The organism is Tyzzerella sp. An114 (assembly GCF_002161055.1).
Taxonomy (GTDB): domain Bacteria; phylum Bacillota; class Clostridia; order Lachnospirales; family Anaerotignaceae; genus Fimicola; species Fimicola cottocaccae.
Genome location: NZ_NFLT01000003.1, coordinates 174,690 through 200,199, shown reverse-complemented (window position 1 = coordinate 200,199; position 25,510 = coordinate 174,690). Strand labels below are relative to the sequence as shown.

Sequence of the window (25,510 nt, the reverse complement as noted above, 5' to 3'; positions counted from 1 at the left end):
AACCTCACTTTATTTTCATAGGTATGCCGCAGACAGTCATATAAACTTCATCACTCTCAAGGACTGCTATTTGATTGATTTTTCCTGCAATATCTCTAAAATTTCGACTTAATTTATTTTCCGGTACAATACCCATTCCAACTTCATTTGTGACAAATATTATTTCTGTGTCCGTATCTTTCACAGATTTAACTATATTTTTGAAATCATTAATTATTTTATTTTCTGTATCAATAAAATCTTCTCTGCTCATATTTTCTGGATTTTTAGCATATTCAAAAATAAGATTTGTAATATAAATCGTTATACAGTCAAAAAGCATACAATCATACTTGCCTTTATTTTCATATATAACATTTTCTATATTTTTAAATCCCTCAAAAGTATCCCAACTTTTTGGACGTCTTTTTTTATGTAATTCAACACGAAGTTTCATTTCATCATCAAAGGGAATTGAAGTTGCTATATATAAAACTTTTTCACCCTTATCTTTTGCTTTGTTTTCAGCAAAAAGACTTTTTCCACTTCTTGCTCCACCTGTTACAAGTATCATAATATTTATTTTTCCTCTCTTATGTCTATATATTTACTTTTGTCAATTTCTGTATCATCAAATAAAACCATTTCCCTTACAATTCTTACAGCCGACTCTGCTATATACATTGTAAAAGGACAGCCAGAGCCTTCTCCAAGTCTCATATCAAGGTCAAATATTGGTCTTAATCCCATTTCTTTAGAGGCTATACCATATCCCTTTTCAAAGGATATATGGGAAGGTATCATAAAGTCTTTAGATATAGGACAGAGTTTATAAGCTGCCAAAGCTGCCGCTATTGATATTACACCGTCAATAACAATAGGCACTCTAAAATATGCTCCTCCTATAAAAACTCCCATAAGTCCAGCAATATCAAATCCCCCTACTTTTTGTATAACTTCACAGGGATTTAATTTATTAGGTTTATTTACATCTATTATTTTTTTGACAACAGATATTTTATGTTTATAACCTTCATCAGTAAGTCCAGCACCTTTTCCCACAGTATCTTCCACATTACAACCACATAAAACAGTTATAACAGCCTCTGAAGTTGTAGTATTGCTTATACCCATTTCACCGGTACCTATAATATTATAACCTTCTTTTTTCAACTGACCTACCATTTCAAAACCTGCCATAAAAGCTTCTTTAAACTGGCTTTCTGTCATAGCCTCACCTTTAGCACAGTTTTTAGTTCCATAGGCTATTTTTTTATTTATTATTCCTTCATTATAATCAATATCAGCATCTATGCCCAAATCAACAACCTTTAAATCAATATTGCCTTGTTTTGCTAAAACTGCAACCCCTGTTATACCTTTATTAAAATTTAAAGCCTGTATTTTTGTTACTTCTCTCGGTGATGTGCTGACACCTTCATAATATACACCATTGTCAGCACACATAATTATTATAGCTTTTTTATCCATACTGTTAAAAATTTCACCTGTTATACCAGAAAATTGTATGGCAAGTTCTTCAAGTCTTCCAAGACTTCCTATTGGTTTTATAAGATTATCATTGTATTTTTTAGCCTTTATTAAAGCATCATCATATAAAGGTTTTATGCCCTTTAATATATCTGAAATTTCCATATTACATATCTCCCAAAACTTTTTTAATATTTTACTATAAAATTTAACAAAAAAAAAGCGTCATTATGACGCTTCATTTATACTTGTACCATATATATTATTTTTAACAAAAATCGAAACAACCACAGCAACAACAATTTTAGCCACATCAAGAGGTACAAAAGGTATAACAGCCAATGTAAGAGCTTTTAAAACTGAGATTTTAGCCATAAACATAAACTGTACAGTTCCAAAAGCATATAAAACAACAAGTCCAACAATCATTGCAAAAAATATTTTAATATTCTTAACAAGTATTTTATCTTCTTTTTTAACAATCAATTCAACAATAAGACCTGTAACAAAGGCTTCTGGTATAAACCCTATTATAAAACCACCTGTGGGACCTGCTAAAGCAGTAACTCCGCCTTTCATTCCTGAAAAAACAGGAAGTCCACAAAATCCTATAAGTGTATATATAATTACAGACAAAGCACCGTACTTTTTGCCCATAACAGCCCCGGCAACGCTTACTGCTAAAACTTGAAAAGTTATTGGAATAGCTGTAAAAGGTAAAACTATTGTTATTGCTGCACAACAACATAATATTGCCGCAAAAAGACCACACATAACCATATTTTTTGTTTTCATAATATAAATCATCTCCTTATGAAAACATTATAACATCAAAATAAATAATGTCAACCATTTTTATTATGATGGTTAACATTATTTATTGTTACTGTTCAAAAGGAAGAAGTATAACAAATTTTGAGCCTTTACCCATTTTACTTTCAACCCAAAGTTTTCCGTTATACAAAAACACTATATGTTTAACTATTGAAAGTCCTAGTCCTGTTCCTCCTGCTTTTCTTGAACGACCTTTATCGACTCTATAAAATCTCTCAAATATTCTCTCTTTTGACTCCTCTGGTATTCCTATTCCTGTATCTTTAACATTTATTTCAATATATTTTCCTGTTTTTTTACAAGAAATTCTTACACTACCCTTTTCAGTATACTTTATACCATTCTCAATAAGATTAATCATCATTTGAGAAATCCTGTCACGATTACATTTGAATTTAGGAAGATTTTTATCAACACTTATTATAAGTTCAATATTTTTATTATCTGCCTGTGGTTTAAGAACCTGACAAACACTTTCAATAATTTCACTTATATCAAAATATTCCTGATTTATATCTTCTTTTCTGGTCTCTATTTCAGAAAGTGAGAGTATATCTTGTATAAGTCTAAAAAGTCTCTTTGACTCTATTTCTATAATATCAATAAATTTAAGGGCTGTGTCTTTATCATCAATAGCACCTTCTTTTAATGTATCAGCAAATCCCATTATTGAAGTTAAAGGAGTTTTAAGTTCATGGGTAACATTTGAAACAAAATCACTTCTCATCTGTTCAAGTTTTCTTATCTGTGTTACATCTTGGAAAACTATAAGATTTCCTATATTTTCTGTTCCACAATTTTTTCCTGAAATAGGTGCTGCATATATTCTTAATATTTTTGTTTCTTCCATAACAGCTTTAAACCAAACTTCATCGGCTACATAATGATTTTTTTCTTGCACTTCTTCCATTATGGAGTAAAGACTTTCATTTCTGACTACATCATAAAAATTTTTTCCTATAACATCTTCAGGAAGTTTAAAAAATTCTCTGAATACAGAATTTATCATAAGTATATTATTATTATTATCAACAGCAATAACACCATTCATAAGACTATTTAATATAGACTCCAACTTTATATTTTCATTTTCAAGGGCGTTTATTGTCTCTGTCAAACGCTCACTCATATAATTAAATGAATTTGTAAGCTCTCCTATTTGGTCATTACTGTTTTTTATTACAATTCTTTTTGAATATCTTCCTTCTGAAATTTCCCTAGCTGCCTTTGTAAGTTCATCAATAGGCTTTGAAATTTTATCTGATAGAAAATAAGCATATATAAAAGACATTCCAGCAGCAATTATTATTCCAGCTATTATATAACCCATAATTTTTCTTTGCATATCATGAAGGGATATAAGAGGAACTGAAAGTCTTATTATAATAATTTCTCCATTAATCTCAACAGGAGAGGCAGAATACATATATTCTGCACCAATACTGCTACTGTAACGGATTTCAACACTCTGTTTTCCTTTAAGAGCAGATTGAACTTCTTTTCTATCAAGATGATTTTCCATCTGTGATTTTTCAGCATCAGAGTCTCCCAAAACATTTCCCTTTGAGTCTATAACAGTAACTCTCCAGCCTAATTTTTTACTATAAATATCAACAAAATTATCAAAATATTCTTCTGTAACATCATTTGCATCTTCCCTTATTATATCGGAAAGTATGTCACTTTCTTTTAAAAGGTGATTTTTAAATTCTTCTCTATAAAAACCACTATAAAGATGTATTGAAAAAAATCCCGCTATACTAGATATGAAAAGTATTATAAGAACATAAGTAAGAAAAAGTTTTTTCTTCAAAATTATCAATCCTCTCTAAATTTATATCCGTATCCTCTTACGGTTTTTATAAATAAAGGATTGCTGTCATCTTCTTCAATTTTCTTTCTTATATGTCGAATATGAACATCAACAGTTCTTGTCTCACCTATATACTCATAACCCCAAATTTTTTCAAGGAGAATATCTCTTGAATAAACTCTACCCGGATTTTCTGCAAGAAGTTTTAAAAGCTCAAATTCTTTATGAGACATTTCTATTTCTTGACCATTCATTGTTACAGTTCTTGTCTCTAAACCAATTTCAAGTCCATGAATACTTATTTTTTTAACCTTTTTTTTATCATTTTCATTTTTTTGGTCATCAACTCGTCTTAATATAGCTTTAAGTCTAGCTTGAAGTTCTCTAACACTGAAAGGCTTTGCAATATAATCATCTGCACCCATTTCAAGACCTAAAACTTTGTCAAATTCTTCTCCCTTTGCTGTAAGCATTATTACAGGAGTTTTTCTTTTTTCAGGATTTGTTCTTATTCTTCTTAAAACCTCAAGACCATCAATCCCCGGAAGCATAAGGTCTAAAAGAACAGCATCAATATCATTTTTGTCTAATATTTCAAGTCCTTCCTCTCCACTTTCAGCCTGAATAACATTGTATCCTGCAGTTTCAAGATTATATCTTAATAATTCAAGAATATGTATCTCGTCATCAACTGTTAATATATTTTTTTTTGACATTTTTATTCTCCTTTTTAATATTATTTAACAATATCATAACAATTCACACTTTTTTGTCAATCTAACATACTTAAAAAAATAGGACAAAACCCCGAATTTATAAGGATTTTGTCCATTGTAAAATTTTTGTTAATCTTTATTTTTGATTATCTTCAATATATTTTGCAGCACTTAAAGCAGCAACAAGACCTTCTCCCACAGCCTTTGAAACTTGGAAAGGTGCACCTGTACAATCTCCACAAGCATAAACTCCTGTTATATTAGTACACATATTTCTGTCAACTTTTATTGAGTTATTTTCTGTTTCAAGACCAAACATAAGACTTGCAACAGGCATTGTCTTTTTTGCAAAAAACACAGCATTACACTGCTTTTCTTCACCATTTACAACTATTCCTTCAACATATTCATTTCCCAAAACACTTTTAGCTTTACCTCTAATAATATTTACTTTATCATCAATATGGATTAAGTCTTTATACAAAGGAATATATGAAACATTACAACCTATTGAAGCTAAATAGTTTGCCTCTGCCTCACCTTCTGTTGTCTCTCCAACAACAAATACATCTTTATTTCTGTAAAGCATACCGTCACAAGTAGCACAATAACTTACGCCTTTTCCTATAAGTTCTTCTTCTCCCTTTATTGTTCTACTTTTATTAACACCGAGGGCAAGTATTATTGTTTTTGCTTCAAAAAACTCATTTTCAGCATTAATCATAAAATAATCACCCATTGAAAGTATTTGAGAAACTCTACACTCTTTAAACTCTGCTCCTTTATTTATAGCATGGCTAAAAAAGGCATTTAACATATCTTCACCAGTCATATTAGGCATACCTAAATAGTTGTCAACCTCTTTAGCACTAAATAAAAGTCCTGAGTCTATACTTCTTCCAAATATAGTAACACTTTTGTTTCTCTGTAAAGCTGAAACTGCTGCTGAAAGTCCCCCTGGTCCTGCTCCTATTACTGCTACATCTATCAAAAAAATCATCTCCTTTTTTATTTATCAATAAATATATAATAGCATAAAAGCGTACCATAAGGTACGCTTTTATTATTTATATTATTTCTTTCTGCTTTCAATTATTTTTTTCTGAACATCCATAGGAGCTTCTTCATAACGCTCGAAGTAATATTCATAAGAACCTCTACCCTGTGTCATAGAACGAAGGTCAGTAGCATATTTCTGCATTTCAGCAAGAGGAACTTCTGCAACAATAAGTTTTTTCTCATTTTCAGGGTTCATACTGAGTATACGACCACGTCTCTTATTAATGTCTCCCATAATATCGCCCATGTATTTATCAGGTATTGTAACCTCAACATGAACAATAGGCTCAAGAATTACAGGTTTTGCCTGTGGAAGACCTTCTTTGAAAGCAACAGATGTTGCCATCTTGAATGCCATTTCAGATGAGTCAACTGGGTGATAGCTACCATCAACAAGAGTAGCTTTAAGTCCTACAACTGGATATCCTGCAAGAACACCACTCTGAACACATTCCTGTAAACCTTTTTCAACAGCTGGGAAATACTGTTTAGGAACAGCACCACCAAATATTTTTTCTTCAAATACATAGGACTGTGTCATATCGAATGAAGGTTCAAATTCAATCCAAACATCACCAAACTGACCATGTCCGCCAGACTGTTTCTTATATTTACCCTGAACTTTAACTTTTGATTTAATAGTTTCACGGTAAGGAATAATAGGGTCTGAAAGCTCAACTTCAATTTTATATTTTGTTTTAAGTTTATTTACAACAACATCAAGCTGATTTTCGCCTATGCCTGTAATTATAGTCTGTTTTGTTTCTTTGTTTACTTCTACTTTTAATGTAGGGTCTTCTTCTTTTATCTTTGCAAGAGCATTTGAAATCTTATCCTCATCACCTTTTCCCTTAGGAGCAATAGCCATTGAGAGAACAGGTTTTGGAAGGTCGATTTTTGGAAGAAGAACAGGGAAATATTTTGAACAAAGTGTATGCTGTGTTGATGTATTTGTAAGTTTAGCTAATGCTCCAATATCACCAGCATTAAGCTCATCAACTTCAATCTGTTCTTTTCCTCTCATAACATAGAGATGAGCAACCTTTTCATAAGTGTCAGTCTCTGGATTATAAACAGTTTTTGTATTATTAATTGTACCTGAAACAACTCTGAAAATATTAAGTCTTCCAACGTATGGGTCAGAAATTGTCTTAAATACGAAACAAGCAAGATGTTCTTTTTCTGAGTTATAACGTATCATACCTTCATTTTCACCACGACGAAGGTCTATACATTCAAATGATGGACGACATTCTTCTGATGGTGGTATAAACTTAACTAATGTGCTCATGAGAAGTTTAATTCCATAACCCTTTGTAGCTGAACCAAATATTACAGGAGCTATTGAGAACTGTCTAATACCTTTTTTAAGTCCAAGATATATTTCTTCAAGAGTAAGCTCTTCATCATTGAAATATTTCTCCAAAAGTTCATCATCACTTTCAGCTGCAACTTCAACAACCATAGCACGAAGTTCTTCAACTTCATCAACTTTATCAGCAGGAATATCACATTTAATAAGTTTTCCAGTGGCTGTGTCAAGCATTCTAGCATCTCTCTTTATTACATTTATAAAGCCTAAAATACCATTTTCATCTCTGAAAGGAACCTGTAAAGGAGCAACAACTTTTCCAAATTTGTCACGAAGTTCTTCAAGGGTTTTACGGAAGTCCGCACTGTCATCATCCATCTGGTTGATAAAGAACATTTTAGGGATTTTCATTTCTTCAGCATATTCCCAAGCCTTTTCTGTACCAACTTCAAGACCTGATTTTGCGGATACTATAATAAGGGCGGTATCTGCTACGCTCATAGCAAGTTTAACTTCACTTACAAAATCAAAATAACCAGGAGTATCAAGTAAATTTATTTTTGTATCTTTCCACTCAATAGGGAGCACAGAAGTGCTAACGGATACTTTACGGCGGATTTCTTCTGCATCATAGTCGCTTACAGTATTTCCGTCTTCAACACGGCCCTGTCTTTTAGTAGCACCTGAATGGAAAAGTGCTGCCTCGGCTATGGTTGTTTTTCCACAGCCGCTGTGCCCCAGTAAAACAACATTTCTAACTTCATTCGCAGTATAACTTCTCATATATATGTACCTCCCTTATATAGTTAAGTCAAAATTAATTTTATAATATATATATTCTACACTTGTAATAATTCTCCTTCTTTTCATGTTAAAATAGAATAAAATTATATAATATGCACAATTCAAAGTGTCATTTTTTGTAGAATAATATTTTTTAATTGTGAATAATAGGCAAAAAAATAGAGACACAAAAATTTGTGTCTCCATTTTAAAAATTATTCTTCTGCGAAGTTTCCTGTGTAAAGCTGATAGTATTTTCCTTTTTCTTCTATAAGCTGGTCATGAGTTCCTCTTTCTATAATTCTTCCCTGCTCAAGAACCATTATACAATCAGAGTTTCTTACAGTTGAAAGTCTATGGGCAATAACAAATGTTGTTCTTCCCTGCATAAGTCTATCCATACCCTGCTGAACAAGAGTTTCTGTTCTTGTATCAATTGATGATGTAGCTTCATCGAGAATTAATACTGGAGGGTCTGCAACAGCTGCTCTTGCTATTGCTAAAAGCTGTCTCTGTCCCTGACTTAAGTTTCCACCGTCTCCAGTAAGCATTGTATCATATCCATCTGGTAAACGTCTTATAAAACCATCTGCATTGGCAAGTTTTGCTGCTGCAATACACTCATCATCAGTTGCATCAAGTCTTCCATATCTTATATTATCCATTACAGTTCCTGTAAAAAGATGTGTATCCTGTAAAACCATACCTAAAGAACGTCTAAGGTCAGCTTTTTTAATTTTATTTATATTTATATTGTCATATCTTATTTTTCCGTCCTGTATATCATAGAAACGGTTTATAAGATTTGTTATTGTAGTTTTTCCTGCACCTGTACTACCTACAAAGGCAATTTTCTGTCCTGGTGTTGCAAAAAGTTTAATATTATGAAGTACAATTTTTTCATCATTGTATCCAAAATCAACATCATTAAATGTAACATCACCTTCAAGTTTTGTATATGTTACAGTTCCCTCAGCTTTATGAGGATGTCTCCAAGCCCATACACCTGTACGCTCTTTTGTCTCTGTTATAGTTCCGTCAATGCCCTCTTTAGCATTTACAAGCTCAACATATCCTTCATCAACTTCAGGAACTTCATCAAGCATAGTAAATACACGGCTAGCTCCTGCCATACCCATTACAATACTGTTCATCTGCTGGCTTATCTGTGTTATAGGCTGTGTAAAGCTCTTATTAAGTGTTAAGAATGATACAAGACTTCCCAATGTAAGACCTGTAATACCTGTAAGAGCAAGCATAGCACCTATAACTGCACATATTACATAACTTATATTACCAAGGTTCGCATTTATAGGCATCATAACGTTGGCAAATTTATTAGCATTATAAGCACTCTCTCTGAGTTTATTATTTAACTCTCTGAAATCCTCAATACTTTTTTCTTCATGACAGAATACTTTTACAACTTTCTGTCCTTCCATCATTTCTTCAATAAAACCATTTACTTTTCCCAAATCTCTTTGCTGATTTGCAAAGTATAAACCTGTCTTTTTACTTATTTTTGATGTTGTAAACATCATAACTCCTACCATAAAAAGACTTATAAGTGTAAGAGGTACATCAAGTACAATCATACTTCCAAAAGTTATAACAATAGTTACTAATGAGTTTATTGTCTGAGGTATACTCTGGCTCATAAGCTGTCTTAATGTATCAACGTCATTTGTATATACAGACATTATGTCACCATGAGCATGAGTATCAAAATATTTTATAGGAAGTGACTCCATATGTGTGAAAAGGTCTGTACGGAGTTTTCTCATAGTTCCTTGGCTTACATTTACCATAATTCTATTATAAGCATAGGCACATATGATACCTATTACATACATTGTTATAAGCTGTTTTAATGCACTTGCAAGAGGTGCAAAGTCTGGATTTTGTGTCTGTGTCATAGGAACAATATAATCATCTATAAGAGATTTCATAAAGAGTGTTCCTCTAAGAGTTGCAACAGCAGTTGTTATAATACAAACAACAACAATAAAAAATTGTAATTTATAATTTTTAAGCATATATCCGAAAAGTCTTTTCATTATTTTTCCCGGATTTTCAACTTTTTGTTTTGGGCCTCTACCTCTCATTGGTCCATGCATCTGTCTTGCATTTCCAGCCATTTTTATGCACCTGCCTTTCCGTCTTTACCAGGTTGGTCAAAGTCTCCTCCACCTTTTACCTGAGTTTCATATATTTCACGATAAATATCATTTGTTTTAAGAAGATTTTCATGGGTATCAAATCCATTTATTTTTCCATCATCAATAACAATTATTCTATCAGCACTCTCAATACTTGAAACACGCTGAGCAATTATAATTTTTGTTACACCAGGTATTTTCTTTGCGAAAGACTGACGAATTTTTGCATCTGTTGCAGTATCGACAGCACTTGTTGAGTCATCAAGTATAAGAACTTTTGGATTTTTAAGAAGTGCTCTTGCAATACATATTCTCTGTTTCTGACCACCAGAAACGTTTGTACCACCCTGTTCTATATGAGTATTATATTTATTTGGGAATTGTTCTATAAACTCATCAGCACAAGCCTGACGGCATACTTCAATACATTCTTCTTCTGTGGCATCCTCTTTACCCCATCTCAAGTTGTCAAGTATTGAACCGGAGAAAAGTACATTTTTCTGAAGTACAACAGCAACTTTATTTCTAAGTTCCTCCATGTCATACTCTCTTACATCAATACCACCTACACATACAGAACCTGAAGCAACATCATAAAGACGGCTTATAAGATTAACAAGACTAGATTTTCCGCTACCTGTACCACCTATAATACCTATTGTCTCGCCAGATTTTATATGTATATCAATATCAGTGAGAGTTTCTTTATCATTAGCGTGTTTATAATGGAAATTAACATGATTAAAATCTATTCTTCCGTCTTTTATTTCCATTACAGGATTTTCAGGATTTACAATGTCAGGTTTTTCATTTAAAACCTCTGCAATACGTCTTCCGCTGGCAGCACTCATTGTAATCATAACAAAAATCACAGAAAGTATCATAAGTGACATCATTATACTCATAATATAACTAAACATTGATGTAAGTTCTCCTGTTGTAAGGTCTCCAACAACAATAAGATTTGCACCAAACCATGAAAGACCTATTACACAACCATATATTACAAGCATCATTACTGGGCTATTGAAAGCAAGTATACTTTCAGCCTTTACAAAAAGTCTGTAAAGTTCATTTGCAGCACTTTTAAATTTATCGTTTTCATAATCTTCCCTTACAAAAGCTTTTACAACACGAATTGCTGTTACGTTTTCCTGAACACTAGCATTAAGTGCATCATATTTTTTAAATACAACATCAAATATTTTTATAGCACTTTTCATAATAAGTCCAAGACATAAACCAAGTATACATATTGCAACAACAAACACAAGGCTAAGCTCTGCATTTATAAGGAAACACATTATAAGACTACAAACTAACATAAGAGGTGCCCTTACAGCAATTCTTAATGTCATTTGGTATGCATTCTGAATATTTGTTACATCTGTTGTCATTCTTGTTACAAGACCTGCTGTACTGAATTTATCAATATTTGAGAATGAGAAATTCTGAATATTAGTATACATTCCATCTCTCAAATTACAGGCGAAACCTGATGAGGCATCTGCTGCATATTTTCCGGCAAGTATTCCGAACAAAAGGCTAAGCATTGCCATTACAATCATAATTCCACCATAAAGGTAAATTTTGCTCATATCTCCCTTTGAAATTCCTTGGTCTATTATAGCAGATATAATAAAAGGTATAAGAACCTCCATTAAAACTTCAAGAGCTGTGAAAGTAGGTGTCAATATAGATACTTTTTTATACTGCTTAACCTGACCGAATAAAGTTTTTATCATTTTTTTAACCTCCCTTTTGTCAATAATTATATTGTCAACGAAAATAAACGAATTTATTTGATTAATGTTTGCTGTAATTTACATTTTCAATCATTTTTTTAATAAGAATATAAAGTTTATCTTTTTCCTCCTCTGAAAAGTCTTTATATATAGCACCTATAAGATTATCAAAACATCTTTCTATATTTTCTTGAATTTTTACAGCTTTTTCTGTTAGTAAAATATACTTTACTCTTTCATCATAAGGTACACTTTTGAAAACTATAAAATCCCCATTTCTAAGTTTTTTTAATGTTACCGATACAGAAGCTCTTGAAATACCTAATTTTAAATGAATATCTGTTGAGCATACTTTTTCATCTTTATGTATAATAAGATATCTTAATATGTCACATTGAGAAGCAGTAAGATTATACATATTTATGCTTTCATTTAAAGCATTATCAATGTCCATATTAAGTTTTTTAATAGATTTCAGTATAGTATACTCATCTGTCATAATCTCACCCCTTTTTAATTAGTTTATAAATTGTTTTTACACTAACAATTTACAACATTTTTACTTGAAAGTGAAATTCAAAAATGTTATTATTAATAAAATATTGTTATTAATATTAATTTATATGTTAGAACCATACTAAAATGAAAGGGTGATTTTATGAATACTGTACAACTTGAATGCTTTATAGCTGTTGCAGAGAACCTTAATTTTGCACGAGCCTCAGAGATACTTCATATTACACAGCCGGCTGTTACTCATCAAATTAACTCTCTTGAGAAAGAATTGGAAGTAAAACTTTTTAAAAGAACAACAAGAACTGTGGAATTAACTCATGCTGGTTGGAATTTTATTGAAGATGCAAAAAATATAATAGGACTTACAAAAATGGCAAAATTACGTCTTACAACAAACTCAAAAAATGAGATGATACCCTTTATAATAGGCTGTCAAAGTTTTTTGGAGCTTCAATTTCTTCCCCCTATAATAGAAAAATTTACCCAAAATATTCAAGGAATACACCCTATAATAAAAACAGCAATACCTCAAACTCTTAGAAATATGTTTGAGAATGAGTCTCTTGATGTTATGTTTGGTTTTAAATCGGGAGATTTTGGAATATATAAAGAACTTATACAGTCTGAAATATTATGCGTTTGTCCAAAAAATCATATTTTTGCAAACAAAAAAGTAATAACAAACGATGACTTTAAATATGGAAAAATAGTTCTCTGTGACCCTAGAAGAAATTACCCAATAATTTCACATTTTAATCAGCATATAATGGGAAATCGCTCACCAAATGATGTTTATATATGTGAAAATATAGAGTCTACATTATCTATGATACGTGGGTTAAATGCTTTTACATTAATTCCTGATATTCCTCTTTCAAGAGACCCTTCTCTATATTATATACCTATTGAAAATCCTCAAAGTGTATCGTTTGGAATGTATTATAAAGACCCTAAGGGAAATAAAAATCTTAAAGAGTTTATAAAATGTACAAAAGAAGTATTTTTTAAAAAATAAAAAAGCACCGGAATTTTTTCCGGTACTTTTGTTTTTTATAAAGGTATCTCTCTAAAACCACCTTCAGGTTTTAATATCCATGATGTTTTAAATCCGCATCTTTTTGCAATTTCAACAGCTTCATCAAATTTATAACATATATTATCAACACTATGACTATCAGAATTTATAATAATTCTTCCACCCATATTTTTAAGCTCTCTTAAAAGTATTTCATTTGGATAAGGCTCTTCTCTGTATCCTCTTGATATTGCACCTGTATTTATTTCAAAAGGCAAATCAAAGGAATTTAATTTTTTCATAGCTTTATAAGCACTATCTAAATATCTGTCATCACTTTCATCAAAATGTTTATAATCCTGATTAAATTTTGTTATAAGGTCAAAATGTCCCACAAAATCACACTTCGTTATATCATAAACTTTTGAAACAAGATTATAATAATCATCTGTTAAACTGTACCAATCTCCATTCCAGAGTTTTTTTACAGCATTACACAATATTTCTTCTGTATTATCAATAACTACATATTTACCGTTTTTTTCTAAACAATGACATGAACCTATTGAATATTCAGCTTCCTGTATAGGACCTAAAGCATCAAGTTCTATACCTATGTATATATTCATTTTCCCCTTATACTTTTCTCTCAAATCATACAATTCATTTTTATATTTTAAGAGTATATCATCGTTCATTCCAAATTCGCCACCAGCTGTAATATAGGCATGACCTGAAACTCCATAATCTTTAAGCCCCATATTATAAGCAGACTTAACCATTTCTGTTGGTGTATTTTTTCCGTCACAAAAATTTGTATGAGTATGAAAATCTGATTTTATCATAAAAACAAATCCTTTCTATAAAATCAATAACAAAAAAGAGGACAGAAAACTATCCTCTTTTTTAATTTATTAAATTCTTAAGGCTTCCATTGCAACACTTCCGCCTCTTACAACTTCAACACGATTACAATAATTTTTACTTAAAAGTCTAAGTATTGTATTGTTTTCGTCAGCACTCTTTATGCTTTCCATTATAACAGCAGACATATCATAATCTATAATTTTAAGGTCATAAACCTGTGCAATTCTGAAAATATCTGTTTTATCACTTTTTGAACAGTTTGAAACTTTTACAAACATAAGCTCTTTCATATGAAGGACTATGTCTGTAAGGTCAACAACTTTTATAACCTCAACACTTCTATTAAGCTGTTTTTTAATCTGTTCAAAAGTTTTATCATCACTTATAAGGCATATTGTCATCCTTGAAACAGTTTCATCCTCTGTTGTTCCAACAGTAAGACTGTCAAGGTTGTAGGACTTTCCTGAAAAAAGTCCTGAAATTTTCGCAAGTACACCTACATCATTTTCAACATATAAACTTATCCATCTTTTTTTCATATAAAAACCCCCTTAACATTCCAAAATCATTTCACTGAGCGGATTTCCTAAAAGAACCATAGGCATAACGTCCTGTTCACGCTCAATTATAAATTCTATTATTGTAGGAGTTTTTGTGTTTTTCTTAGCCTCATCAAAGGCAGCTTCTATTTCTTCCTCTTTTGTTACTCTTATACCTTTAGCTCCATAGCTTTCAGCTAATTTAACAAAATCCGGAATGTATTCAGGACAGCATTTTTCACCCTTAGGAATATTTCTTGCAACTGTACAATCACAACTTCTTCTATATTTTAAACATACACCAGAATAGTGTTTGTCACAGAAAAATTCTTGAAGCTGACGAACATTTCCCAAATATCCATTATTAAATATACAGAATATTACAGGAGTTTCATATACAACAGCTGTTGCCATTTCCTGTATATTCATCTGTGCACCACCATCTCCAGCAATTGCAATTACATCTTTATCAGGATTTCCTAATTTTGCACCTATGGCGGAAGGGAAACCAAAGCCCATTGTTCCAAGACCACCAGATGTTATAAGCTGTTTATTTTCACTAAGTTCTATATACTGTGTAGTCCAAAGTTGGTTTTGTCCTACATCTGTTGTTACAATCAAATTATCAAATTTTTTGTTTATAGTTTCAATTATTTTCTGAGGTGTCATTCCCTCTGCTTTCATTTTAAGAGGGTGTTCCTCTTTCCAACTTCTTATATCTTTAAGCCATTCCTCAGTATCTATTTTACCTACTTTTTCTGTTATAGCCTGTATTGCTAATTTTGCATCAGCAACAATAGGAATATTAACAACAATATTTCTTGATATTGAAGCTGGGTCAATGTCTACATGGATTATTGTAGCATTTTTTGCAAATTCACTTATTTTACCTGTTATACGGTCATTAAATCTTGTTCCTATTGAAAAAAGAACATCAGCACGACTTATAGCTGTATTTGCCGCATAACTTCCATGTATACCTATATTACCTACATAAAGTTCATGGTCTGTTGGTATTGCACCTTTTCCCATTATTGTAGTTATAACAGGTATTCCTGTTTTTTCAGCAAGTTTTCTCATATCCTCATTGGCTCTGGCAATATTTACACCACCACCTACAAGGAATACAGGTCTTTTTGATTTTTTTAATACTTCAACAGCCTTTTTAACCTGTCCTATATGTACTGATTTATTAGGTTTATAACTTCTAATCTCTATTGTTTCAGGATATTCATCACTTCCATAAGCCATTTGAATATCTTTTGGAAGGTCTACCAAAACAACTCCTGGCTTTCCACTTCTTGCAATAAAGAAAGCTTTCTTTATAACTGTTGCAAGTTCATCTCTACTTCTTACAGTAACAGCATATTTACAAATATGTCTTGTTATTCCCACAATATCAACTTCCTGAAAAGCGTCATTTCCTATAAGATGTGTTGGAACCTGACCTGTAAAACATACCATAGGCACACTGTCAAAGTTTGCTGTTGCAATTCCTGTTACAAGGTTTGTTGCACCAGGTCCACTTGTTACAAGACAGACACCTACTTTACCTGTTGAACGAGCATAGCCATCTGCTGCATGAGAAAGAGCCTGCTCATGTCGAGGAAGTATAACCTCAATATCATTCTGTTTATAAAGTTCATTGAAAATATCTGTAACATTTCCACCGGGATATGCAAAAATCATATCCACATCTTCGGCTTTTAAAGCCTTAACAAATAATTCTGCACCTGTTATATCCATATGATGCTCCCCCCTTAAATTAAATAACATACAGAGCGAAGTACGGTACTCTGTAATATATAAACATACTATAAAAACACTTCTCTACCCTTTTTCGATTTACCCAACTAAAGAAGTATTTAATATTGTTAATTTTATAGGTTTTAAAATATATTGTCAATATAATTTGTAGTATTTTAACTTTATTAAAACTCATTTATTGTAATTTATATATAAAATGTTATACAATTAAGACTAAATTTATAATTTTTTTATAAGTTTAGTAAAAAGAAAAAAGCGGATAAAATTATCCGCTTTCTCCTTTTTGGGTTTGGGTTTATATTAAAATTCAGAAGAATACTATCTAGCTTTTAAATATTTTTCTATAATCTATTTTTATTATAAAAATTTAAGCTATTTACTAATTAATGTTACATTTAATTATTTTATATATTTTTTATTTGATTTTTATTACTAAAATTATATTAACACTTTATTCTAAATAAGTCTAGGGATTTTTAAGAAAAATTATATTTTTAGTAATTCTTTCTTTTCATCATAATTTTTGTAATTATTTTTTATATAAAGTATACCACAATAGGTGTCTTTCAGATTTAATTATGTTTAAAAGGCAAAAAAATATCCTGAAATAAATTCAGGATATTTTGAAAATGTTATATTTTATTATTTTTCTTTTTTACAGCAAATTTCTTCAACAATAAATCTTCCTGGAGCAATATCTTCCATAAAGAATTTTGAAAACTTATGAAACATTTCTGCAAAATTACTTTTTGAACTATTTGTATTTATATGTTTAACTGCTACCATAATAATTACCTCTCTTATATAATAATAAACCTTTATTACATTTATAAAATATCACTTTTGGTCAATTATTACAATAGTTTTTATGATTTTCTATCTTTAGCATAAGTATACAGTATGTTTTTATATAATAATTATAAATTTTTAAATTTTAGTGCTCAAAAAATAAAGCTTTTATAGTTATATAATACAAAAAATACCCTTGTACATCATGCATAAATAAATCATTTATTTTATATGTCTTGCCTCATCAACATCAAACCATTTAACTTCATATCCTGCCCCATGGGAACAAAAAACTGAACTTGATGTATTTTCAATGTCTCTTTCTTTGTCATATCCTATTTTTTCTATAACTTCATCTGTGTTATGACATTCAAAATAACCTCCTGAATAGAACTGCACGGAGGCTTTACCTTTAGAATAAGCTGCTGCCTCTAAAGGATAATCCATAAATAATACAACAGGTCCTTTTCCTGTAACAATAGCTGTTGTCTCTGTCATTACAGGCGGATTAAACTCACCTTTAAGCCTTGTCATGTCAGATATAACCCTTCCTAAATATTCTGTTGGAACTTCTATTCTAAAATTATAAAAAGGCTCTAAAAGTACATTTTCAGCCTTCTCAAGACCTTGTCTAATAGCTCTATATGTTGCCTCTCTAAAATCTCCACCTTCTGTATGTTTTAAATGAGCTTTACCAGCTATAAGAGTTATTGAAACATCTGTCAATGGTGAACCAGTAAGTATTCCTTTATGCTCTTTTTCAAGAATATGAGATATTATAAGTCTGTGATAATTTTTATCAAGTAAATCTTCGCTACACTCATCATTTACTTTTATTCCACTTCCTCTTTCTCCCTCATCAATTCTCAGCTGTGTTTCGGCATAGTGTCTTAAAGGTTCAAAATGACCATATCCCATAACACTTCCACGAATTGTTTCTTTATATATTATCTCACATGGTCCAAAATCTATATCCATATTAAATCTATTTTTAACAATATCTTTTAAAATTTCAAGCTGTATAGTTCCCATTATATGTATCTCTATACTGCTATTTTCTTTTCTAAAAACAACAGATAATTCCGGTTCTTCCTCCTCAATAATTTTCATATTTCTTAAGGCCGTAACAATATCTGTATCATCTTTTACAATAACTTTTACAGACAATACAGGAGAAAGAAGGGATTTAAACTCAACATCGTTTCCAATAGATTTTCCCGCTTTTGTTTCTGTCAAACCTGTAAAAGCACATATATCTCCAGCTTTTACACTTTGCACTGTTACAAACTTATCACCATTATAAATTCTTATTTGATTTATTTTTTCAATATTATCATCATAGCAAACTGTATCTTTTACATTCCAAATTCCACCTGTTATTTTTAAAAATGTAAGTCTGTTTCCCTGTTCATCATGTAATATCTTAAATATTCTTGCTGATTTCTCATCATCATATAATTTATTTAAAGTAAAACTTCCCAATCCTTTTATAAACAAATCAATACCTATATCATTTAAAGCTGAACCAAAAAATACAGGAAATACTTTTCTTTCTTTTAAGTAATTACAGAATATTTCTATCCATTCATTATAATCTGTATCACCCTCAAAATATTTTTCAAGGAGTTCTTCATCTAATGATGCAAAATTTTCAATAAAATCATCTGATAATGTATTTTCATTGTAACAAACTTCAATAGATTTATCTGAAAACTTTTCTTTTATAGAATTTATTATATTTTCTCTGTATGCTCCCTCTCTATCCATTTTATTTACAAATATAAATGTTGGGATATTATATTTCTCCAAAAGTCTCCAAACAGTTTCACTGTGGGATTGTATCCCTTCAACACCACTTATTACAACGACAGCATAATCAAGAACTCTTATACTTCTCTCCATTTCTGGCGAAAAATCCACATGACCGGGAGTGTCTATAAGTGTAAATTTCTTCTCATCAATATAAAATTCAGCTTGTTTTGAAAATACAGTAATTCCTCTTGACCTTTCTATATTATGAGTGTCAAGAAATGTGTCTTTATGGTCAACACGACCTTTTTTTCTTATAGCTCCTGTTTTATATAATATAGCTTCTGTCAATGTTGTCTTTCCTGCGTCTACATGAGCCAATATACCTAATGTTATATTTTCAGAATTTATCATATTATCACCCTTTTTATTTACTGGATAATATTTTAATACAAATAATAAACCTCTGCAAATATTAAAATGCAGAGGTTACTTTTTCAATCATTATATTTATATCATTTTAAAGGCTTCTTCCATATCCTGTATTATATCGTCAATATTTTCTGTACCTATTGAAAGTCGTATTGTATTTTTATATATTCCCTGTTCTTCCATTTCCTTTTCATTAAGCTGTGAATGAGTTGTTGTGGCTGGGTGTATAACTAATGATTTCATATCTGCCACATTGGCAAGAAGTGAGAATATTTCAAGATTATCAATAAATCTTTTAGCCTCATCAATTCCGCCTTTTATCTGGAATGTAAATATTGAGCCTGCTCCCTTAGGGAAATATTTTTTGTAAAGCTCTTTCTGTATTGGGTCGTTTGTAATTGAAGGGTGATTTACTTTTTCAACTTTTTCATGTTCAGAAAGATACTTTGCAACTTTTAAAGCATTTTCAACATGGCGTTCAACTCTCAATGAAAGTGTTTCAAGTCCTTGAAGAAGCATAAAAGCATTAAATGGTGATATACAAGCTCCTGTGTCTCTTAAAAGAACAGCTCTCATTTTTGTTATAAAGGCTAAATCTCCAACAGCCTCAGTAAAACTTATGCCATGATAACTTGGATTAGGTTCTGTTATTGAAGGGAATTTCCCTGATTTTTTCCAATCAAAATTTCCACTGTCAACTACAACCCCTCCCAAAGATGTTCCATGACCACCTATAAATTTTGTAGCAGAATATATTACAATATCAGCACCATGTTCTATTGGTCTTATTAAATAAGGAGTGCCAAAAGTATTGTCTATAATAAGAGGTATACTATTTCTATGGGCAATATCAGCTATTTTTTCAATATCTGTAATATCAGAGTTTGGATTTCCCATTGTCTCAACAAATATAGCTTTTGTATTTTCCTGTATTGATTTTTCAACAGCTTCAAAATTTGATATATCAACAAATGTAGCAGTTATTCCGCAATCAGGCAAAGTATGAGCAAGAAGGTTATATGTTCCACCATAAATATTATTTGCAGAAACAATATGGTCACCCTGTACGGCTATATTTCTAAAAGTATAGTATATAGCAGCAGCACCGGAAGCAAGGGCAAGAGCTCCTTTTCCACCTTCAAGGGCGGCTATTCTCTCCTCAAAAACTGCCTCTGTTGGATTTGTAAGTCTTCCATATATATTACCTGATTTTTTTAAATCAAATCTTTCCTGTGCGTCATCACAATTTTCAAAAACATATGATGCTGTCTGATATATAGGAACAGCTCTTGCGTCTGTGGCTGAGTCCGGTTTTTCCTGACCTGCATGAAGCTGTAATGTCTCAAATTTTAAATTTCTTTTATCTCTTGATATTTTTTCACCCATTAGCATTACCTCTTTTCATATTTTATATTTTATGTGTTTCAAATTTATTATTCTGTAAATAAAGGTGTTGAATAATATCTATCTCCTGAATCTGGAAGTATTACAGCTATTGTTTTTCCTTCATTTTCTTCTTTTTTAGCCTCATTAATAGCTGCAAAAAGAGCTGCTCCTGATGATATTCCTGTCAAAACTCCTTCATATTTTGCAAGTTCCTTTGCTGTTTTAAAAGCGTCATCATTTTTAACAGCCACTATTTCATCAATAATATTTCTATTAAGAATATCAGGAACAAATCCGGCTCCTATACCCTGTATTTTGTGAGGACCACTTACACCTTTTGATAATACAGGTGAGTCGAAAGGCTCAACACCTATAATTTTTATATCTTTATTTTTAGATTTTAAATATTCTCCTGTTCCTGTGATTGTTCCACCTGTTCCTATACCTGCAACAAAAATGTCAACTTTTCCTTCTGTGTCATTCCATATTTCAGGTCCTGTTGTTTTTCTGTGTATTTCTGGATTTACAGGATTTTTAAACTGTCCCGGTATAAAGCTATTTTCAGTGTTTTTTGCAATTTCTTCAGCTTTTTCAATAGCTCCCTTCATACCCTTACTGCCTTCTGTCAATACTATTTCAGCACCATAAGCCTTTAAAATATTTCTTCTTTCAACGCTCATAGTTTCAGGCATTGTTAAAATTACTCTATATCCCTTTGATGATGCTACAGAAGCAAGTCCTATTCCTGTATTTCCGCTTGTAGGCTCTATTATTACAGAATTTTGTTTTAAAATTCCTCTTTCTTCTGCGTCCTCTATCATAGCAAGAGCAATTCTATCTTTAACACTTCCAGCAGGGTTCATATATTCCAGTTTTACAACTACTTTTGCTTTAAGGTTCATTATTTTTTCTATATTAACAACTTCAACGAGAGGTGTTTTACCAACAAGTTCTTTTATTCCTTTATATATTCCCATAAAAATTCTCCTTTATTTCATTTTTTTATTATCTTTAATTCATACTAAGTATATAGGAATTATATGTTTTATGTTGTTTGTTGTCAATAGTTTTTTATAAAAAATAAAATATTTACAGTTTATTCATAATTTCTACATAACATCTTCATAATTATGCTGTATATTATAGACATGCAATTGATATTGCAGAAATTTCATAATATACTCCAACCATAACCCTTCCCTTTATGGGAAGGACCCGACACTCTATATGATTTTTTCATATTTCAAATATACTTAATTTAATTTATGTCTAACTCCTAAAAAAATAAGGTCGCCTTAATATTTAAGACGACCTTATTTTTATTTTTTTAGAAAAAGCAAAGATTGAATATATTGAATATACTATTCTGTCTGTAATTTTTATTTATTAAATCAGCGTACATTACAGGGTCACCGAAATGTCGAATAGCCTTTTTAATAGCAATATCTTCATTTCCAACATATGGTATATATTTTTGTGCCAGTTCAACTATATCTTTTTTGAGTTTTTCCCCTATTTCCGTTCTTATCTTTTTATTTTTAATATTACAGCAGACTGCATTCACATACTCATTAATCAAATAGGAATCCAACATTCTCACCTTCTTTTTTATCCTTATACATATAAGACGACACAAAGAGGTTTTTCGTTTCAAAAATCTTAAAATTTTTTAAAATTTTTATAAATTTATATATTGGACAAAAATAGACACATATAAACAAAAAGATGACAATATTTTTATATTATTATATAATATATGGTAATAAAAATATAAAATAGGATGGTGAAAATTTTATGGATATATTAAAAAGATTTAAAGATATAATGTCAGCAAATATTAATGCTTTACTTGATAAGGCTGAAAATCCTGAAAAAATGATTGACCAATATATAAGAGATATTGAAAGCGACCTTGGAAAAGTAAAGGCAGAGACAGCTTCAATTATGGCTAATGAGAAAAAGGCTAAACGTGAACTTGATGAATGTAGTGAAGAAATTGAAAAAATGCAAAAATACGCAGAAAAAGCTCTACTTGCCGGAAATGAAAATGATGCAAGACTTTTTCTTCAGAAAAAAAATTCTCTTGAAAATGAATATAATTCATTAAAACAAAACTATGACATAGCTGTGGCTAATTCTGAAAAAATGAAAGAAATGCATGATAAACTTGTAAAAGATATGGCAAGCCTTAAAGATAGACGTGATACTATAAAAGCTAAAATGGCTATGGCAAAGGCACAAGAAAAAATGAACAAAATGGGCTCAAGTATATCAGGTATATCTAATTCAATGTCAAATTTTGATAAAATGGAAGAAAAAGCAAATCGTATGTATGATGAAGCTGTTGCAATGTCTGAACTTAATAAGCCTGTTTCTGATGGAATAGATGAACTTATGGCAAAATATGATGACAATTCATCTACAAACTCAAAAATTGATGATGAGCTTAGTGCTTTAAAAGCAAAGATGGGATTGTGAGACAATGGCAAATATATATAATTGCGAAAATTGTGGTGGTATTATGGAGTTCAATCCAAATACTCAAACTCTCCAGTGCCCAAACTGTAATAATTCAATAAAAATTGAAAACTTTGAAGAAAAAATAATTGAACACAGACTTACAAAACATGAACTTGCAACTATAAAAGCTACTGAAAAAAAATCTCATACAATGGAATGTAATGGTTGTGGTGCAAAAATAGAAGTTGATGGAAATTCAACAACATCACAATGTCCATATTGTGGTTCAAAATATGTTCTTGCTGATAAACAAGAGGACGCTATAATTCCTGATGGAATAGTGCCTTTTAAAATTGATAAACACAAATGTAATGAAATTTTTAAAAGTTGGATTAAAGGTAGATGGTTAGCTCCAATAAAGCTTAAACATTTATATCAAATAGGTGAACTTCAAGGGATATATATACCTTATTGGACATTTGACGCTTTTGTAACAGGTCCATACAGAGCTAGAGGTGGAATTACAAGAACCCATACATACAGGGATAGCGAAGGAAAAACAAGAACAAAAACCGTTACAAATTGGTATCCTGTATCAGGCACAGTTCAAAATTGGTTTGATGATGTTCTTATTCCTGCTTCCACAAAAATTAATACTAAAATTCTTGACGATGTTGACCAATTTAACACAAAAGAACTTGTGTCATACTCTCCAGAATATATGTCGGGATATAATGCTGAATGTTTCAATATAAATCTTGACTCGGCTCATAAAAATGCTTGTAATGAAATGTTTGAATATATGAAAGATATGGTTAGAAATGAAATTTTAAGAAAATATGATAAAGTAGACAGCATATCATTATCACCTATATATAATAATGAAACATATAAACATATTGTATTGCCTGTATATAGTCTTGCTTATATGTATAGTAATAAACTTTATAATGTCGTAATAAATGGTCAAAATGGTGCAATAGATGGTGAATACCCTCTAAGTGCAGTTAAAATTACTGCAATAGTAATAACCATTTTAATATTAATATTCATTATTTATTTATACTTTAAAGGTTAAAGGGGGTTATACAAATGGGATTTTTTGACCAATTTGCAAATGTTATTGAATGGGAAGAATTTAGAGATGATGTACTTTTTTGGAAATGGTCAAACAAAGAAATTAAAAAAGGAAGTCGTCTTATAATAAAACCAGGACAGGACGCTATATTTCTTTATAATGGAAAAATCGAAGGAATATTCAAAGATGAGGGAAGTTTTGATGTTGAAACAGAAATAATTCCTTTTCTCTCTACATTAAAAGGCTTTAAATTTGGTTTTAACAGTGGTATACGTGCCGAAGTTTTATTTATTAATACAAAAGAAGTTCTTGTTAAATGGGGAACAAAATCACCTGTTTTAATACCTTCTTTAGGTCTTCCAGGTGGTATGCCTATTCGTGCTTTTGGTACATTTAATTGTAAAATTGATGATTATGACATATTAATAGAAAAAATTGCTGGTATAAAAAGGCAATACACAATAGAAGATGTAAAAGAAAGAATAATATCAATGCTTGACCAACTTCTTATGAAATGGATTACAAGAGAAGGAAAAGATATATTTAATCTTCAAATTAATGCAAATGAAATAGGTCAAGGAATTATGGAAGACCTTGATATGGAAATGCAAAAAATAGGCATAGGCATAACATCTTTTTCTATATCTAATTTTAATTATCCTGAAGAAGTTCAAAAAATGGCAGAAAAAGTTGCTGCTCAAAGTATGATAGGAAATATTAATACATATCAACAAGTTGCAATGGCAGATGTTATGTCAAAAGGTTCTCAAAATACAGCTTCTGATATGGCTGGAATGGCTATGGGAATGGCTATGGGTCAGCAGATGGTAAACCAAATGCAAAATAATATCAATAATATTCAACAAAATCAATCAAGTAGACCTAAGTTTTGTCCAGAATGTGGCACAAAGTGTGAAGGCGGAAAATTCTGTTCAAACTGTGGCACAAAATTATTTTAATACAACAACAGCTTATAAAAATTTATAAGCTGTTTTTTATTTTTCAATAACACAGTTGTCCC

22 protein-coding genes are annotated in these 25,510 nt (G+C 30.8%); 4 read left to right on the top strand and 18 right to left on the bottom strand.

What is annotated here, in order from left to right; genetic code table 11:
• Nucleotides 1-4: 4 nt before the first annotated feature.
• The 10 genes from cobU to B5E58_RS04135 form a co-directional block, all read right to left on the bottom strand.
• Nucleotides 5-553, bottom strand: a complete 549-nt coding sequence (gene cobU, locus B5E58_RS04180) for a bifunctional adenosylcobinamide kinase/adenosylcobinamide-phosphate guanylyltransferase (protein WP_088108436.1) — start codon at nt 551-553, stop codon at nt 5-7.
• A gap of 5 nt (nt 554-558) precedes the next feature.
• Nucleotides 559-1,635, bottom strand: coding sequence for a nicotinate-nucleotide--dimethylbenzimidazole phosphoribosyltransferase (gene cobT / locus B5E58_RS04175; RefSeq protein ID WP_088108435.1), 1,077 nt, complete (start codon nt 1,633-1,635; stop codon nt 559-561).
• A gap of 63 nt (nt 1,636-1,698) precedes the next feature.
• Nucleotides 1,699-2,265, bottom strand: a complete 567-nt coding sequence (locus B5E58_RS04170) for a biotin transporter BioY (protein ID WP_158097664.1) — start codon at nt 2,263-2,265, stop codon at nt 1,699-1,701.
• 88 nt (nt 2,266-2,353) lie between these two features.
• A complete protein-coding gene (pnpS, locus tag B5E58_RS04165) occupies nt 2,354-4,117 on the bottom strand; it encodes a two-component system histidine kinase PnpS (protein WP_158097663.1) in 1,764 nt (587 codons plus the stop codon).
• Between the two features lie 5 nt (nt 4,118-4,122).
• The gene (locus B5E58_RS04160) at nt 4,123-4,833 is read right to left on the bottom strand and encodes a response regulator transcription factor (RefSeq protein WP_088108432.1); all 711 of its coding nucleotides are present in this window, start codon (nt 4,831-4,833) and stop codon (nt 4,123-4,125) included.
• Between the two features lie 136 nt (nt 4,834-4,969).
• Nucleotides 4,970-5,824, bottom strand: a complete 855-nt coding sequence (locus B5E58_RS04155; RefSeq protein WP_158097662.1) for an NAD(P)/FAD-dependent oxidoreductase — start codon at nt 5,822-5,824, stop codon at nt 4,970-4,972.
• Between the two features lie 81 nt (nt 5,825-5,905).
• Nucleotides 5,906-7,987 carry an elongation factor G gene (fusA, locus tag B5E58_RS04150; RefSeq protein ID WP_088108430.1) on the bottom strand — a complete coding sequence of 694 codons (2,082 nt, stop codon included), beginning with the start codon at nt 7,985-7,987 and terminating at the stop codon, nt 5,906-5,908.
• 215 nt (nt 7,988-8,202) lie between these two features.
• A complete protein-coding gene (locus B5E58_RS04145) occupies nt 8,203-10,125 on the bottom strand; it encodes an ABC transporter ATP-binding protein (protein WP_088108429.1) in 1,923 nt (640 codons plus the stop codon).
• A 2-nt stretch (nt 10,126-10,127) separates the two neighbouring features.
• On the bottom strand, nt 10,128-11,891 hold the full coding sequence (locus tag B5E58_RS04140) for an ABC transporter ATP-binding protein (protein ID WP_088108428.1): 1,764 nt from the start codon (nt 11,889-11,891) through the stop codon (nt 10,128-10,130).
• A 61-nt stretch (nt 11,892-11,952) separates the two neighbouring features.
• Complete coding sequence (locus tag B5E58_RS04135) at nt 11,953-12,390, bottom strand: MarR family winged helix-turn-helix transcriptional regulator (protein ID WP_088108427.1); 438 nt, start codon at nt 12,388-12,390, stop codon at nt 11,953-11,955.
• Between the two features lie 159 nt (nt 12,391-12,549).
• On the opposite strand from B5E58_RS04135, the gene B5E58_RS04130 reads away from it, so the two are divergent.
• Entirely contained in the window at nt 12,550-13,422 is an 873-nt protein-coding gene (locus B5E58_RS04130; protein WP_088108426.1) for a LysR family transcriptional regulator, read from the top strand.
• Nucleotides 13,423-13,457: 35 nt separating this feature from the next.
• On the opposite strand, the gene B5E58_RS04125 is transcribed toward B5E58_RS04130, so the two are convergent.
• From B5E58_RS04125 to B5E58_RS04095, 8 genes are all read right to left on the bottom strand, one after another.
• Complete coding sequence (locus tag B5E58_RS04125) at nt 13,458-14,267, bottom strand: histidinol-phosphatase HisJ family protein (protein WP_088108425.1); 810 nt, start codon at nt 14,265-14,267, stop codon at nt 13,458-13,460.
• 69 nt (nt 14,268-14,336) lie between these two features.
• Complete coding sequence (ilvN, locus tag B5E58_RS04120; protein WP_088108424.1) at nt 14,337-14,828, bottom strand: acetolactate synthase small subunit; 492 nt, start codon at nt 14,826-14,828, stop codon at nt 14,337-14,339.
• A 12-nt stretch (nt 14,829-14,840) separates the two neighbouring features.
• Entirely contained in the window at nt 14,841-16,574 is a 1,734-nt protein-coding gene (gene ilvB / locus B5E58_RS04115) for a biosynthetic-type acetolactate synthase large subunit (RefSeq protein ID WP_088108423.1), read from the bottom strand.
• Nucleotides 16,575-17,237: 663 nt separating this feature from the next.
• Nucleotides 17,238-17,381 (bottom strand): hypothetical protein, encoded by a 144-nt coding sequence (locus B5E58_RS13425; protein ID WP_158097661.1) that lies wholly within the window; start codon nt 17,379-17,381, stop codon nt 17,238-17,240.
• A 225-nt stretch (nt 17,382-17,606) separates the two neighbouring features.
• Nucleotides 17,607-19,547, bottom strand: coding sequence for an elongation factor G (locus B5E58_RS04110; RefSeq protein WP_088108422.1), 1,941 nt, complete (start codon nt 19,545-19,547; stop codon nt 17,607-17,609).
• A gap of 96 nt (nt 19,548-19,643) precedes the next feature.
• Complete coding sequence (locus tag B5E58_RS04105) at nt 19,644-20,951, bottom strand: O-acetylhomoserine aminocarboxypropyltransferase/cysteine synthase family protein (protein WP_088108421.1); 1,308 nt, start codon at nt 20,949-20,951, stop codon at nt 19,644-19,646.
• A 47-nt stretch (nt 20,952-20,998) separates the two neighbouring features.
• Nucleotides 20,999-21,928, bottom strand: coding sequence for a cysteine synthase A (gene cysK, locus B5E58_RS04100; RefSeq protein WP_088108420.1), 930 nt, complete (start codon nt 21,926-21,928; stop codon nt 20,999-21,001).
• Between the two features lie 350 nt (nt 21,929-22,278).
• Nucleotides 22,279-22,545, bottom strand: coding sequence for a hypothetical protein (locus B5E58_RS04095; protein WP_143597232.1), 267 nt, complete (start codon nt 22,543-22,545; stop codon nt 22,279-22,281).
• 200 nt (nt 22,546-22,745) lie between these two features.
• On the opposite strand from B5E58_RS04095, the gene B5E58_RS04090 reads away from it, so the two are divergent.
• From B5E58_RS04090 to B5E58_RS04080, 3 genes are read left to right on the top strand one after another with little or no spacing between them, the layout of a single operon-like run.
• Entirely contained in the window at nt 22,746-23,429 is a 684-nt protein-coding gene (locus B5E58_RS04090) for a PspA/IM30 family protein (RefSeq protein WP_088108418.1), read from the top strand.
• A gap of 4 nt (nt 23,430-23,433) precedes the next feature.
• Nucleotides 23,434-24,489: a hypothetical protein gene (locus B5E58_RS04085; RefSeq protein WP_088108417.1), complete on the top strand. Its 1,056-nt coding sequence runs from the start codon at nt 23,434-23,436 to the stop codon at nt 24,487-24,489.
• Between the two features lie 14 nt (nt 24,490-24,503).
• Nucleotides 24,504-25,448 (top strand): SPFH domain-containing protein, encoded by a 945-nt coding sequence (locus tag B5E58_RS04080; protein WP_088108416.1) that lies wholly within the window; start codon nt 24,504-24,506, stop codon nt 25,446-25,448.
• The last annotated feature ends 62 nt before the right edge of the window (nt 25,449-25,510 follow it).

Bases quoted from the DNA above. Each gene is read 5' to 3' on its own strand.
- B5E58_RS04130 (WP_088108426.1), top strand. From the start codon at position 12,550: ATGAATACTGTACAACTTGAATGCTTTATAGCTGTTGCAGAGAACCTT.
- B5E58_RS04105 (WP_088108421.1), bottom strand. From the start codon at position 20,951: ATGGGTGAAAAAATATCAAGAGATAAAAGAAATTTAAAATTTGAGACA.
- B5E58_RS04095 (WP_143597232.1), bottom strand. From the start codon at position 22,545: ATGTTGGATTCCTATTTGATTAATGAGTATGTGAATGCAGTCTGCTGT.
- B5E58_RS04140 (WP_088108428.1), bottom strand. From the start codon at position 11,891: ATGATAAAAACTTTATTCGGTCAGGTTAAGCAGTATAAAAAAGTATCT.
- cysK (WP_088108420.1), bottom strand. From the start codon at position 21,928: ATGGGAATATATAAAGGAATAAAAGAACTTGTTGGTAAAACACCTCTC.
- B5E58_RS04145 (WP_088108429.1), bottom strand. From the start codon at position 10,125: ATGGCTGGAAATGCAAGACAGATGCATGGACCAATGAGAGGTAGAGGC.
- fusA (WP_088108430.1), bottom strand. From the start codon at position 7,987: ATGAGAAGTTATACTGCGAATGAAGTTAGAAATGTTGTTTTACTGGGG.
- B5E58_RS04085 (WP_088108417.1), top strand. From the start codon at position 23,434: ATGGCAAATATATATAATTGCGAAAATTGTGGTGGTATTATGGAGTTC.
- B5E58_RS04170 (WP_158097664.1), bottom strand. From the start codon at position 2,265: ATGAAAACAAAAAATATGGTTATGTGTGGTCTTTTTGCGGCAATATTA.
- B5E58_RS13425 (WP_158097661.1), bottom strand. From the start codon at position 17,381: ATGGTAGCAGTTAAACATATAAATACAAATAGTTCAAAAAGTAATTTT.
- cobT (WP_088108435.1), bottom strand. From the start codon at position 1,635: ATGGAAATTTCAGATATATTAAAGGGCATAAAACCTTTATATGATGAT.
- cobU (WP_088108436.1), bottom strand. From the start codon at position 553: ATGATACTTGTAACAGGTGGAGCAAGAAGTGGAAAAAGTCTTTTTGCT.
- B5E58_RS04125 (WP_088108425.1), bottom strand. From the start codon at position 14,267: ATGATAAAATCAGATTTTCATACTCATACAAATTTTTGTGACGGAAAA.
- ilvN (WP_088108424.1), bottom strand. From the start codon at position 14,828: ATGAAAAAAAGATGGATAAGTTTATATGTTGAAAATGATGTAGGTGTA.
- B5E58_RS04135 (WP_088108427.1), bottom strand. From the start codon at position 12,390: ATGACAGATGAGTATACTATACTGAAATCTATTAAAAAACTTAATATG.
- B5E58_RS04080 (WP_088108416.1), top strand. From the start codon at position 24,504: ATGGGATTTTTTGACCAATTTGCAAATGTTATTGAATGGGAAGAATTT.
- ilvB (WP_088108423.1), bottom strand. From the start codon at position 16,574: ATGGATATAACAGGTGCAGAATTATTTGTTAAGGCTTTAAAAGCCGAA.
- B5E58_RS04160 (WP_088108432.1), bottom strand. From the start codon at position 4,833: ATGTCAAAAAAAAATATATTAACAGTTGATGACGAGATACATATTCTT.
- B5E58_RS04110 (WP_088108422.1), bottom strand. From the start codon at position 19,547: ATGATAAATTCTGAAAATATAACATTAGGTATATTGGCTCATGTAGAC.
- B5E58_RS04090 (WP_088108418.1), top strand. From the start codon at position 22,746: ATGGATATATTAAAAAGATTTAAAGATATAATGTCAGCAAATATTAAT.